Below are 12,973 nucleotides of genomic sequence, written 5' to 3' on the forward strand. Positions count from 1 at the left end.
AGACATGTTCACGTTTTGTGTCAAGCTTTAGTTAACGCAACGTCAAATACTCTGCCAAGGTTCCTGCGGGGTGCGGCCCGTCGCCCGCCGGACGGATCAGAAGCGCATCTGCCTCGGCCAGCACGGTCAAGAGCGCGCTGTCCTGGCTTTCGAAGGGCAGAAGACCGTCGGGCGTCAGTCGCGCCCTGAGGTAATGGGTGCGCGGGCCGTTGGCCTCGACGGCGGCGGCAAGCGGCGCGCGCGCGGTGGGCAGCGGTGCCTTCGGCAGGCCCTGGAAGGCGCGCAGCGCGGGCCGCAGGAAGATATGGCCGCAGACCATGGCCGAGACCGGGTTGCCGGGCAGCCCGATCATCGCGGCGGCGCCCAGACGGCCCGCCATCACCGGCTTTCCGGGCCGCATCGCGACCTTGTAGAAGGCCGGCGCCATCCCGAGATCGGCCGCCACCTTGCCGACGATGTCGTGATCGCCGACCGAGGCGCCGCCGATGGTCACGACCAGGTCGGCGCCCTCGGCCAGGGCAAAGACGCTGCGCAGTGACGCTTCGCTGTCGCGGGCGATGGGCAGCAGCCGCGCGATGCCGCCCTCGGCCTCGATCAGCGCCTTCAGCCCGAAGCCGTTCGCGGCCACGATCTGGTCGGGGCCGGGGGTGTCGCCCGGCATCACCAGCTCGTCGCCGGTCGCGATCAGCGCGATCTCGGGGCGGCGATGGACGGGCAGGGCGGGCAGGTTCATCGCCGCGGCCAGTGCCAGATCGGCCGGGCCCAGACGGCGCGGCGCGGACAGGGGCTCGCCCTCGCGGAAATCGCCGCCCGCCGCGCGGATATTGGTGCCGTGATCGAAGCCCGTGCCCAGGACGATCCGGTCGCCCTCGCGGGTGACATCCTCCTGGATGACGACGCGGTCGGCGCCCTCGGGCAGCGGCGCGCCGGTGAAGATCCGGACCGCCTGGCCCGGGGCCACGGTGCCGGTCCAGCCAGACCCCGCGGCGGCCTCGCCCTCGACGCGCAGCGTCGCGCCCGGGCGGGCGTCATCCTCGCGGATCGCGTAGCCGTCCATCGCCGAGGCGGCGAAGGGCGGCTGGCTGCGGCGCGCGGCGACCGGACGGGCCAGCACCCGGCCCGCGGCCTCGGCCAGCGGCACCTCATCGACGGGCAGCGGCGCGATCAGGTCGAAGACATGGCCAAGCGCCTCGTCGACCGGGATCATTCGCCGGCCTCGTAGCGGCCGGACTTGCCGCCCTCTTTCAGCTTCAGCCGGATGCCGCCGATCTCCATGCCCTTCTCGGCGGCCTTCAGCATGTCATAGACGGTCAGCGCGGCCGTGGTGACGGCGGTCAGCGCCTCCATCTCGACCCCGGTGCGGCCGCCGGTCCTGACCGTGGCCTCGATCCGCAGGCCCGGCAGGCTGTCATCGGGGGTCAGATCGACCGCGACCCGGGTGATCGGCAGTGGATGGCAGAGCGGGATCAGGTCCGAGGTCTTCTTGGCCCCCATGATGCCCGCAAGCCGCGCGACGCCGATCACGTCGCCCTTCCTGGCGGTGCCCGCGACGACCAGCGCCAGCGTCTCGGGCTGCATCCGCACCCAGCCGGTCGCCACCGCCAGCCGCGCGGTCTCGGGCTTCTCGGAAACATCGACCATATGGGCCCGGCCCTCGGCGTCGAAATGGGTCAGCTCGGCCATCAATGCGCGCCCATCGACGGATTGCTCAGCAGCGTGCGGGTGGCGGCGGTGACATCGTCCTGGCGCATCAGGCTTTCGCCGATCAGGAAGCTGCGGACCCCGTACATCGCCATCTGCGCCAGATCGGCCGGGCTGTGGAGCCCGGATTCGCTGACGATCTGGCTGCCCTCGGGCACCCGCTTGGCCAGCTGTTTCGTGGTCTCGAGGCTGGTCTCGAAGGTCTTGAGGTTGCGATTGTTGATGCCGATCAGCGGCGATTTCAGCTTGGCGGCGCGGTCGAGCTCGGCGGCATCATGCACCTCGATCAGCGCATCCATTCCCCAGGAGGTCGCCGCCTCCTCGAGTTCGGCGGCCTGGGCGTCCGAGACGCTGGCCATGATGATCAGGATGCAGTCGGCGCCCAGCGCCCGGGCCTCGGCCACCTGATAGGTGTCGTAAAGAAAATCCTTGCGCAGCACCGGCAGCTTCACGGCGGCGCGGGCCTGGGGGAGATAGGCCTTGTCGCCCTGGAAGGAGGGGGTGTCGGTCAGCACCGACAGGCAGGCCGCGCCGCCCGCCTCATAGGCATGGGCCAGCGCGGGCGGGTCGAAATCGGGGCGGATCAGCCCCTTCGACGGGCTGGCCTTCTTGATCTCGGCGATCAGCCCGTACCCCGTCAGCGCGGCGCGGTGCAGCGCCTGGGCAAAGCCGCGCACCGCGGGGGCTGCGCGGGCCTCGGCCTCGATCTCGGAGAGCGGCCGCGCGGCCTTGTCGGCGGCGACCTCTTCCAGCTTGTAGGCCTTGATGCGGTCCAGAATTGTCCCGGTCATGCCGCTTTCTCCGAACTGATCTGGGCGAGGCCCTCGACCTTGGCCCGGGCCGCGCCGCTGTCGATGCTGGCGCGGGCCTGCTCGACGCCTTCGGTCAGCGTGGTGACGCGCCCCGCCACCACCAGCGCGGCGGCCGCGTTCAGCAGCACCGCATCGCGATAGGCCGAGGGCTCGCCGTCGAGCAGCGCCGCGAAGGCGCGGGCATTGTGCTCGGGGGTGCCGCCGATGATGGCCTCGAAGGGATGGACCGGCAGGCCCGCCTCTTCGGGATGAAGCTCGCGCTCGGTGATGGTGCCCTGTTCCAGCATCGCGACATGGCTGATCCCGGCGATCGACAGCTCGTCGGTGCCGTCGCCGCCATGCACCAGCCAGGCGACCTCGGTGCCGAGCCGGTCCAGCGTCTCGGCCATCGGCCGGAGCAGCGCCTGCGAGAAGGTGCCGGTCAGCTGGCGCGTGACCCCGGCGGGGTTGGTCAGCGGGCCGAGGATGTTGAAGATGGTGCGGGTGCCCAGCTCGGCCCGGGTCGGGCCGACATGGGCCATGGCCGGATGGTGCATGGGCGCCATCATGAAGCCGATGCCGACCTCCTTCAGCGCCTTCTCGACCACATCGGCGCCGACCATCACGTTGATGCCCAGATGGGTCATGGCATCCGCCGCGCCGGATTTCGACGACAGGTTGCGGTTGCCGTGCTTGGCCACCGTCACGCCAGCGCCCGCCACCACGAAGGCGGTCGCGGTCGAGATGTTCAGCGTGCCCTTGCCGTCGCCGCCGGTGCCGACGATGTCGATTGCGTCCGCAGGCGCGCGCACCTTGCGGCATTTCGAGCGCATGACCTTGGCCGCGGCGGCATATTCGTCGACGGTTTCGCCGCGGGTGCGCAGCGCCATCAGCAGGCCGCCGATCTGGCTGGGCGTCGCCTCGCCCTCGAACAGCGCCTCGAAGGCGGTCTCGGCCTCGTCCCGGGTCAGCGGCCGGTCGGCGGCAAGGCCGATCAGAGGTTTCAGGCTGTCGCTCATGCGGGCTCCTTCACGGTGTCGAGGAACGTCCTGAGCAGGGCATGGCCATGCTCCGAGGCGATGCTTTCGGGATGGAACTGCACCCCGTGGATCGGCAGGTCGCGATGGCGCAGCCCCATGATCGTTCCGTCTTCCAGCCAGGCATTGGCGATCAGGCAGTCGGGCAGGCTGGAGCGCTCGACGATCAGCGAATGATAGCGCGTCGCCTCGAAGGGCGAGGGCAGCCCGGAAAACACGCCCGAGCCGTCATGTTCGATGCGGCCCATCTTGCCATGCACGATCTCGGGCGCGCGCACGACCTTGCCGCCGAAAGCCTCGCCGATGGTCTGATGCCCGAGGCAGACGCCCATCAGCGGTGTGCCGGTCTCGGCCGCGGCGCGGGCGAGCGGCAGGCAGATCCCGGCCTGGGCCGGGTCGCAGGGGCCGGGCGACAGCAGGATCGCCGAGGGCCGCAACGCCATCGCCTCCTGCACATTGAGCGTATCGTTGCGCAGGACCCTGGTCTCGGCGCCGAGCTCGCCCAGATAATGGACCAGATTATAGGTGAAACTGTCGTAATTGTCGATCAAGAGCAGCATGGTCAGCGCTTTCGCGAAAGGGGATGAACCGGGTCGCGGGTCGGGCTATACATGCCCGGAGCGACGCGCCCCGGTCAAGGGGCGGCGGCGGGGCAAAGGGTCCCGTATCGGACAGGGCGGCCCGGGCAGGCCGCCGGGAAGTCGGAGGTAAGAGGCATGGGCAGGGGGTTTTTCGGCGGCGTTCTCTGGGGGGCCGCAACAAGCGGTCTGGCGCTGGCCGCTCTGGCGGTCGTGGTGCCGCCCGGGAAGCCGTTGGACGAGGCGCGGGGCGAGGCGCCGGCGCCGCGTTTCTCTGCGGTGCCCGAGCGCGCCGGGCCTGCGGCTCCCGAGCCCGACAGCGTCCCGGCGCCGGTCGCGGCTCCGGCCGCGCGTCCCGAGATCTCGGCCGCGCCCGAAGCCGGGCCCGCCACCGATATCGAGCTGCCGCCCGGCTCGGAATTCAACCGGTCCCGGCCCGCGACCGAGGCCCGGCCGCCCGAAGCCGAAGAGATCCCGCGCGAGGCCCCGACGATGGGGGCGCCCGCGCCGGTCGACGTGACCGAGGCGCCCTTGCCCGACACCGCGCCCGCCGCCGCGCCCGCGCCGGTTTCGGCGATGCCCGAGACGATGGCCCCGCCGATGGGCTCGGATGCGGCGCTCGATCTGGGCGGGGCGGCCTCCCCCGCCGCCGAGGACCCGCCGCCCGCGGCCCGCGCCATGCACGGCCCGGCCGCCCCGGAGGCCGCTGCCGCGCCCGTGCCCGAGCCGGCCGCCCCCGAAAGCCCACGGGAGGCTGCCCCGGCGACGTCTCCCGACGCGTCACCTGCGATGCCTGCCGGTACGTCCCCCGATATTTCTGCCGCAACGTCCCCCGAGTCTTCTTCGGGGACAGAGACGCCGGAGGCCGCCGCCGGTCCGGCGCCCGAGACTGATCGAGAGACTGTTCTTGACGCGAGCCCCGAGACAGCACCCGAGACTGCCCTCGACTCCGAGACAGTCCCCGAGATTGCCGCCGACCCCGAGACGGGTCCCGAGGCCGAGCCTGAAGTCGTGCCCGAGGCCGAAACCGCGCCGGAGGCCGGATCCGAGGCCCCCGCTGTCCTGCCTGAGGTCCTGCCGCCGCCGGGGCCCGCCGATCCGACCATGCCGGGACGCGCGGCCGGTCCGCTCAGGCCGGATGCCCCGTTGCCCATGATCGGCGAGCAGGCGGCGCCGGTGGACGCCGCGCCGGAGGCGGCCAGACCCGCGACGCCAGCGATGCCCGGGGCGCTGGCGCTCAATGCCGTGCCCTTCAGGGCCCCGCCCGGGGCGCCTCTGTTGTCGCTGGTGCTGATCGATATCGGCGCGGAAGGGCTCGACCGTCAGACGCTTCTGACCTTTCCCTTCCCGGTGACCTTCGTTCTGGACCCCGCCGCGCCCGATGCCGAGGCCGCGATGGCGGCCTATCGCGAGGCGGGCTATGAGGTGGCGGTGCTGGGCAGCGGGCTTGCGGATCTGGCGCCCGAGGCCGCCGCCGCCCGTCTCGGCGAGGCGTTCGACCGGATCGATGGCGGCATCGCCCTCGTCACTCCCGAAGAGCGCGGGTTTGAGGGCGATCGCGACCTGAGCGGGACTGTGCTGGGCCTGCTGGAGGCCAGCGGCCATGGGCTTTTGACCGCCGACAAGGGCCTGACCGACGCCCTGCGCGCGGCGGAACAGGCCGGGCTGCGCGAGGCCGGTATCTTCCAGACGCTGGATGACGCGGGGCAGGATGCCGAGACCATCCAGCGGATGCTCAACCGCGCGGTGCTCGAGGCGCGACAGAACGGTCACGCGGTGATTGTCGGTCACAGCCATCCCGAGACCGTGACCGCGATTTACGCATGGGCGCTGCTGTCGGGGCCGGCCGATGCGGTTCTTGCCCCGCTCTCGGCGGTGCTGCGCCAGTCCCGGCCCTGATGCACCGCCTGCTTCGGGCGGGTTACGCCACGGCGCTCCGGAGCCGCGCAAGATAGCCCTGCCGCCCCGCGGCCCTGCGCCAGTCGGCCTCGGGCTGGCGCAGGGCGCGGTCGGCGTCGATCTCGACCTCGTCGAAGCCGCAGGCCCGCGCCATCGGATATTGCTCGGGGATGAGCTGCCCGGCGGCGCGGAGCCGCCCGGCAAAGCCCATCCGCCGCAGCCTGCGCGCGAGGGTGAAACCGCGCCCGTCCGCAACCGCCGGAAAGACCACCCGGATCGCCGCGATCCGCGCGAGATGGGGCCCGAGCAGGTCCGGATCGGTCTCCGGGGCCAGCGCGACCCGGACCGGATCGGGCCGGGCAGGGCCGTCGAGATCGGCAGGGCTCAGCCAGTCCTCTGCGGGACCTGCAGGCGCAAAGCCCGCATCGGTGACGAGAATTGCCGTGCTCATGCCACGCCCTCCGCACCCATCCGCACGAAGCGGCCATTGACCAGGTGAATGCCGCATTCCTGCTTGTCCTGTCCGCGCCAGCGGCCCGCGCGCGGGTCCTCGCCCGGGGCGACGCGGCTGGTGCAGGGCGCGCAGCCGATCGACGGATACCCGCGCGAGACCAGCGGATGCCGGGGCAGGTCGTGGCGCTCGATATAGGCCGCGACCTCGTCGCGCCCCCAGCCATGCAGCGGGTTGATCTTGACCCGCCCGGCCTCGTCGGTCTCGCAGACATGCATCGCCTGGCGCTCGCGCGTCTGGTGGCGCTTGCGTCCGGTGACCCAGGCGCCGAAGCCCGCCAGCGCGCGTTCCAGCGGCTCGGTCTTGCGCAGATGGCAGCAGAGATCGGGGTCGCTGCGATGCAGATCGCCCGCCGGATCGTGCAGCTCGAGCGCCTCCGCGTCGGGCCGCAAGCTGCGTATCCCGGTCAGCCCCAGCCCGGCCGCGACCTCGCGCTGATAGGCCAGCGTCTCGGGAAACAGCATCTCGGTCTCGAGAAACAGCACCGGCAGGCCGGGGTCGAGCTCGGCCACCATGTGCAGAAGCACGACCGATTCCGCCCCGAAGGACGAGACCAGCGCCAGCCGCCCGGCATGTCTTTCGGCCATCTCGGCCAGCACCTCTTGCGGCGTCGCGCCGTCCAGACGGCGGTTCAGTGCCGCAAGCTGCGGTTCCACCCGTTCGAACCCGGTTTCAGGCCGCATCTTCCTTGCTCCCCTCACTGTAAAGCGCCTTCTGGAAGGGCGCGAGCCCCAGCCGCCGGTAGGCGTCGGCGAACCCTTCCGCCGGGCCGTCGCGCCGCTCCAGATAGGCCATCACGATACGTTCCACCGCGCCCACGATCTCGCCCGCGGCAAAGCCCGGGCCGGTGCGCTCGCCGATGGCGATCCGGTCCGTCGGATCGCCGCCCAGCGTGATCTGATAGGTCTCGACGCCCGCACGTTCGAGCCCGAGAATGCCGATATCGGCGACATGGTGATGGCCGCAGGCATTGATGCAGCCCGAGACGTTCAGCCTCAGCGGGCCGACCTCATGGGCCAGATCGAGGGTCTCGAACAGGACCGCGACCTCCTGCGCGACCGGGATCGAGCGGGCCGTGGCCAGCGCGCAGTAATCCATGCCCGGGCAGGCGATGATGTCCGAGATCAGCCCGGCATTAGCCGCCGCCAGCCCCGCCGCCGCCAGCGCCTCGAAGACCGCGGGCAGGTCGTCCTTGCGGACATGCGGCAGGATCACGTTCTGGCGGTGGCTGATCCGGATCTCGTCATAGCCATAGGTCTCGGCCAGATCGGCGATGACCCGCATCTGATCGGCGCTGGCATCGCCCGGCTGCTGACCGGGCGTCTTCAGCGAGACGGTGACGATGGCATGATCCTCGCGCCGGTGGGCGGCAAGGTTGGTGTCGGCCCAGGCCCGGAATGCGGGGCTGCCAGGCGGGATCGCGGTGCCGCCCGCGCGGAACCCGGGCGCGCGGAAGGCCGCGCGGATGTCGGCCAGGGCGGCCTCTGCGCCGGGGAACTCGGTCCGGGTCTCGGCAAAGCGCGCCTCGACCAGATCGCGGATGGTGTCGAGCCCCATCTCGTGGACCGCGATCTTGATCCGGGCCTTGTACTTGTTGTCGCGACGGCCGAGCTGGTTGTAGACCCCCAGCACCGCCTCGATATAGGGCACCAGATCCGCCTCGGGCAGGAAGTCGCGGATCACCCGGCCGATCATCGGGGTGCGGCCGAGACCGCCGCCGACGCTGACCTGAAAGCCCTGGGCTCCGTCCCGCGCGACGACGCGCAGCCCGATGTCATGGGCCCGGGTCACGGCGCGGTCGGCGGTGGCGCCGGTGATCGCGATCTTGAACTTGCGCGGCAGGTACTGGAACTCGGGGTGATCGCTCGACCATTGCCGCAACAGCTCGGCATAGGGGCGCGGATCGGCGATCTCGTCGGCGGCGGCGCCCGCGAAATGGTCCGAGGTCACGTTGCGCACGCAATTGCCCGAGGTCTGGATCGCATGCATGCCGACATCGGCCAGCGCGTCCAGCATGTCGGGCACGTCGCGGAGTTTCGGCCAGTTGAACTGGATGTTCTGGCGGGTGGTGAAATGGCCGTAGCCGCGATCCCAGCGTTCCGAGATCGCCGCAAGCTGGCGCATCTGGCGCGCATCGAGCGTGCCATAGGGAATGGCCACGCGCAGCATGTAGGCGTGAAGCTGCAGATAAAGCCCGTTCATCAGCCGGAGCGGCTTGAACTCGTCCTCGGTCAGGCGGCCGTCGATCCGGCGCGCGACCTGGTCGCGGAACTGGCGCACGCGGTCGCGCACGAAACTCTCGTCGAAATCGGAATAGGCGTACATCGTCACTCTCCGGGGCGTTGGTCGGGGCGTTGGTCGGGGCGGTCCGACGCGTGGGCCGGGCCACGGACGCGGAAGACCTCGCGGAAATGCAGCGGCGCGGGGCCCTGGGGGGCGGTCGCGACCTCGGCGAGATAGGGGCCGACGACGCGGCCGGATTCCGCCTCGGCCTCGGCCAGCCGGGCCTGGGCTGTGGCCGGGTCGTCCAGCACCTCGGCCTCGCGGATCGTGGCCGACCAGCGGCCTTGGGCGGTGCGCCAGACCGGATGGCCCTCGAACAGGTCGTTGGCGGTGACGACGCTGGGGTTGAAACGGCGCTTCATCGGGCGGCCTCCTGCAGCAGGGGAAGCGACCGGGCGGCCGCGCGAGGGGCCAGACCCAGCAGGATGACGGCGGGGCCGGTCAGCCCGGCCGAGGCGATCTCGGTCGCCAGCGTGCCCAGCGTCGCGGCCAGGATGCGTTCCTCGGGGCGGCCGGCATTCTCGACCACGCTGACCGGGGTCGCGGCCTCGGCGCCATGCATCATCAGCCGCCCCTGGAGGAAGCGCGCGGCGCGCTTGCCCATGTAGATCGCGGCGACCGCGCCCGGCCGGGCGAGCGTGGCCCAGTCGTGATCGGCAAGGCCATTCACGTCATGCCCGGTCAGCACCCGCAAGTCCGAATTGCGGCCGCGCCGGGTCAGGCTCTGGCCAAGGCTTGCCGCGGCGGCCGAGGCGGCGGTCAGTCCCGGCACCACCGACCAGGCGATGCCCGCGGCCTCGCAGGCCTCGATCTCTTCGTCGAGCCGCCCGAAGACCGAGGGATCGCCCGCCTTCAGCCGCACCACGACAAGACCCTCGGCGGCGCGCCCGACGATCAGGCGGTTGATCTCTTCCTGCGGCGTCGAGGGGCCGAAGCCGGTCTTGCCGGCCTCGACGATCTCGGCCTCGCGGCGGGCAAGCTCCAGGATCGGTGCCGGCACCAGCCGGTCGTGGATCACCACATCGGCGCGGTCGAGCGCGCGGCGGGCGCGCATGGTCAGATCGTCCGGATCGCCGGGGCCCGCGCCGACGAACAGCACCTCGCCCACGGCCGGGCGGGCGGCCTTGTGGGCCTCGAGCAGCCGGTCGAGCGGTTCCGGCGCCCGGCCGTCGAGTGCGCCGTCGAACACCGCCGCCCAGAAGCCGCGGCGGGCGCGCCCCTGGGGCAGGGCCTCGGCCTCGGGGCGGAAGGCATTGGCCGCGCGCACGCGGGCGCCCAGACCGGCGGGAAGCCAGGCCTCGAGACCGGCCTTGATCTTGCGGGCCAGAACCGGCGCCGCGCCCTCGGTGCCGATCGCCACCACCACCGGGTCGCGGTCGACCATGGCGGGGGTGATGAAGGCGCTGTCCTCGCGATTGTCGACGATGTTGAACAGCACGCCGGCGGCGCGGGCGAGACCTGCGACGCGCGCATCCTCGGTGGCATCGTCGGTCGCGGCATAGACCAGCCGCGCGCCGTCGAGATCGGCCGCCTCGACGGGCCGCGCGACCCAGCTGAGACGCCCCTCGGCCTGCCAGTCGAGGATCTTCGGGTCGGCCTCTGCGGCATGGACCGCGATCCGGGCGCGGGTCTTGAGCAGCAGGCGCAGCTTGGCCAGCGCGGTCTCGCCGCCGCCGGAAACCACGATCCGCGCGCCCTCGCTGCGCAGGAAGATGGGGAAGAACTGCATCGGGCACTCCCTGAGAATTTTGCAGCAGTAGAACAAAATTCTCCGCAGAAGGCGATAACCCTGGTTGAAAAGGGTCGTATCTCCGGTTGTGACGCCGGTGGTGGGCGAATTTCCCGATACGACCCTCTGGCGTGGAAACCTGCCCGGTTTCCGCGTGGCGGGACGAATGGCGGTCCGGCCCGCGACGGGCGCGCAATCCGCTGGCTCTGCGGCCGAACCGGGCCTAACCTTTTCCGGCATGTTCCTGTCCGGAGGTTGTCCGATGCGTCTTCGCCGTCTTGTTCTGGCCGCCATCCCGGTTCTCGCCGCGCTGGGCGGGGTGCCGGAGACGGCCGCTCTGGCCGGGCCGCATGGCGAGATGCTGGGCGAGGAGGCGGTGCGGCTGAACCTCGATCCGGCCAGCGGCGCGCTGACGCTCGATGCGCGCCTGCCCGCGCCGCAGGGCGATGTGGCCTTGCCCAGGCAGGACTGGCTGAGCGTCGAGACGCTTCTGATCGGCGGCGAGCCGAGCCCGCTGCCCGCCTCGGGGGTGATCCGGGCGGCGCGGCATATGGGGCGTTCGGTGACGGTCCGGCTGAGCGGGACCCTGCCCGAGCTGTCGCCCGGGATCGAGGCGGCGGGGCGCGGAGAGACCGCCAGCTATCTTCTGGGCTCGGGCTGGCTGCCGGTCGATGCGGCGCCCCGCGCGCGTTTCGAGCTGAGCCTCGAGGTGCCCCCGGGCTGGCGCCCGGCCGCGACCGGCAGGCTGTCCGACGAGCGGGTGCATCCCGACGGCCGCCGGGCCGATTTCGTCTTCACCGGGCGGGCCGGCGATCTCGGGGTCTTCGCGGGGCGCTATGCGGTGAACGAGGCGATGCATCGCGGGCTTCGACTGCGCACCTATTTCGAGCCCCGCGACGCGGCCTTCTCGCCGGCCTATATCGCGGCGGCCGCTGGCTATATCGACCGCTATTCCGACGCGATCGGCCCCTATCCCTATGACGGCTTCTCGGTGGTTTCGGCGCCGATCCCGGTGGGGCTCGGGCTGCCGGGGATGACCTATGTCAGCCAGGCGATCCTCGGCCATGGCTACATGCGGGGCCGGTCGCTTGCGCATGAGGTGCTGCATTCCTGGTGGGGCAATGCGGTCGGGGTCGATTACCGGCGCGGCAACTGGAGCGAGGGGCTGACCACCTACATGGCCGATTACGCCCTGGCCGAGGAGGCGGGCGCGGCCGAGGCGCGCGAGATGCGGCTGGGCTGGCTGCGCGATCTCGCGGCGCTGCCCGCCGCCGAGGACCGCCCGCTGACCGAGTTCCGCGCCGCCGCGCATGGCGCGCGCCAGGCGGTCGGCTATGGCAAGGCGGCCTTCCTGTTTCACATGCTCAGGGCCGAGCTCGGGGAAGAAGACTGGCAGGCGGGGCTGCGCCGCTTCTATCGGGAACGCTACGACCGGGTGGCGGCCTGGCATCATCTGCGCGCCGGTTTCGAGGCCGCCAGCGGGCGCGATCTGCGCTGGTTCTTCGATCAGTGGCTGACCCGGAGCGGGCTGCCCGCGCTGCGGATCGAGGCGGCCGAACCCGAGGGGCGCAAGCTGCATCTGGTGGTCGGCCAGTCCGCGCCTTTCTATCGGCTGCGCGTGCCGGTGACGGTCGAGACTGAGGCGGGGGCCGAGCGCCATATCGTGGCGCTCGACGGTGCCCGCGCCGAGGTCACGCTGGCGCTGGCCGCAAGACCGCGCGCGGTCGCGGTCGATCCCGATTTCGAGTTGGCGCGGGAGCTGGCCCCGGGCGAGGTGCCGCCGATGCTGGGCGATCTCTTCGCCGGTCCCGACCCCGCGCTGCTGGCGCTGGGCGAGGGCGCCGGGGCGGCGGCGGCGGCGCTTGGCCCGCGGCTGCTGCATGGCGCGCCGCGGCTGGTCGATGCGGCGGCGGCCGAGGCTGCGCCGGTGCTGGTCGTGCTCGGCTCCGGTGCCGAGGTGGCGGCCTGGCGCCGCGCGCATCTCTCCGCGCCCGCCCCCTGGAGCATGGATGCGGGCCGCGCCCGCGCCTGGGTCGAGCGCGATGCCCGCGGGCGGCTGATCGGTTTTCTCTCGGCCGACCGGACGGAGGATCTGCTGCCCGAGCTGGGGGGGCTGCGCTATCAGGCGGGCCAAAGCTATGCTGCCTTCGCCGATGGCGCCCGGGTGGCGGCGGGCGACTGGCCGGCCGGGGCCTCCGGACTGCGCCGCCGTTTCGACTGAGCGGGCAGCGCTGCGACCGTCCGCTGCGGATCGGGTCGGTGCCGCCTCGGGCAGGTTTTCCGTGCCTGAGGACTTTCTTGATCCGCCGTCCCGTGACCCGGCCTGGACCGGTTGCGTTCATCGGATGCCGGCCATCCTCGGGCTGTTGCCTTTGCCGTAATCGTCCCCGTGCCGGAGCGCGACGCCATCCCACGAGGGGGCACCGGCATCGCGCTCCGGCCGG

At 71.8% G+C, this 12,973-nt stretch carries 12 protein-coding genes; 2 read left to right on the forward strand and 10 right to left on the reverse strand.

Translation table 11 applies throughout. From position 1 onward, the window contains the following. Positions 1–31 precede the first annotated feature (31 nt). The 5 genes from A6W98_RS10895 to A6W98_RS10915 are packed head-to-tail and all read right to left on the reverse strand — an operon-like array spanning position 32 to position 4,089. On the reverse strand, positions 32–1,207 hold the full coding sequence (locus A6W98_RS10895) for a molybdopterin molybdotransferase MoeA (protein ID WP_042461382.1): 1,176 nt from the start codon (positions 1,205–1,207) through the stop codon (positions 32–34). Then, a complete protein-coding gene (gene moaC, locus A6W98_RS10900) occupies positions 1,204–1,683 on the reverse strand; it encodes a cyclic pyranopterin monophosphate synthase MoaC (protein ID WP_042461384.1) in 480 nt (159 codons plus the stop codon). The genes A6W98_RS10895 and moaC overlap by 4 nt, the downstream gene beginning before the upstream one ends. After that, positions 1,683–2,492 (reverse strand): indole-3-glycerol phosphate synthase TrpC, encoded by an 810-nt coding sequence (trpC, locus tag A6W98_RS10905; RefSeq protein ID WP_042461387.1) that lies wholly within the window; start codon positions 2,490–2,492, stop codon positions 1,683–1,685. The genes moaC and trpC overlap by 1 nt, the downstream gene beginning before the upstream one ends. Then, positions 2,489–3,511 carry an anthranilate phosphoribosyltransferase gene (gene trpD, locus A6W98_RS10910; RefSeq protein ID WP_042461390.1) on the reverse strand — a complete coding sequence of 341 codons (1,023 nt, stop codon included), beginning with the start codon at positions 3,509–3,511 and terminating at the stop codon, positions 2,489–2,491. The genes trpC and trpD overlap by 4 nt, the downstream gene beginning before the upstream one ends. After that, complete coding sequence (locus A6W98_RS10915) at positions 3,508–4,089, reverse strand: anthranilate synthase component II (protein ID WP_042461392.1); 582 nt, start codon at positions 4,087–4,089, stop codon at positions 3,508–3,510. Before A6W98_RS10915 ends, trpD begins: the two co-directional genes overlap by 4 nt. Before the next feature lie 156 nt (positions 4,090–4,245). Here A6W98_RS10915 and A6W98_RS10920 point away from each other — a divergent pair, with 156 nt between their 5' ends. Beyond that, entirely contained in the window at positions 4,246–6,006 is a 1,761-nt protein-coding gene (locus A6W98_RS10920) for a divergent polysaccharide deacetylase family protein (protein WP_042461395.1), read from the forward strand. Positions 6,007–6,028: 22 nt separating this feature from the next. Here the strand turns inward: A6W98_RS10920 and A6W98_RS10925 are convergent, their stop codons facing one another. From A6W98_RS10925 to cysG, 5 genes are read right to left on the reverse strand one after another with little or no spacing between them, the layout of a single operon-like run. After that, entirely contained in the window at positions 6,029–6,457 is a 429-nt protein-coding gene (locus tag A6W98_RS10925) for a DUF934 domain-containing protein (RefSeq protein ID WP_042461398.1), read from the reverse strand. Continuing rightward, complete coding sequence (locus tag A6W98_RS10930; protein ID WP_042461401.1) at positions 6,454–7,200, reverse strand: phosphoadenylyl-sulfate reductase; 747 nt, start codon at positions 7,198–7,200, stop codon at positions 6,454–6,456. Before A6W98_RS10930 ends, A6W98_RS10925 begins: the two co-directional genes overlap by 4 nt. Further along, a complete protein-coding gene (locus tag A6W98_RS10935) occupies positions 7,190–8,842 on the reverse strand; it encodes a nitrite/sulfite reductase (protein ID WP_042461403.1) in 1,653 nt (550 codons plus the stop codon). The genes A6W98_RS10930 and A6W98_RS10935 overlap by 11 nt, the downstream gene beginning before the upstream one ends. Positions 8,843–8,844: 2 nt before the next feature. Then, on the reverse strand, positions 8,845–9,162 hold the full coding sequence (locus tag A6W98_RS10940; RefSeq protein WP_042461405.1) for a DUF2849 domain-containing protein: 318 nt from the start codon (positions 9,160–9,162) through the stop codon (positions 8,845–8,847). Next, positions 9,159–10,529, reverse strand: a complete 1,371-nt coding sequence (gene cysG / locus A6W98_RS10945) for a siroheme synthase CysG (protein WP_042461407.1) — start codon at positions 10,527–10,529, stop codon at positions 9,159–9,161. Before cysG ends, A6W98_RS10940 begins: the two co-directional genes overlap by 4 nt. Positions 10,530–10,791: 262 nt before the next feature. On the opposite strand from cysG, the gene A6W98_RS10950 reads away from it, so the two are divergent. Then, entirely contained in the window at positions 10,792–12,750 is a 1,959-nt protein-coding gene (locus tag A6W98_RS10950; protein ID WP_052678010.1) for a M1 family metallopeptidase, read from the forward strand. Positions 12,751–12,973 lie beyond the last annotated feature (223 nt).

It is taken from the genome of Rhodovulum sulfidophilum DSM 1374 (genome assembly GCF_001633165.1).
GTDB lineage: Bacteria > Pseudomonadota > Alphaproteobacteria > Rhodobacterales > Rhodobacteraceae > Rhodovulum > Rhodovulum sulfidophilum.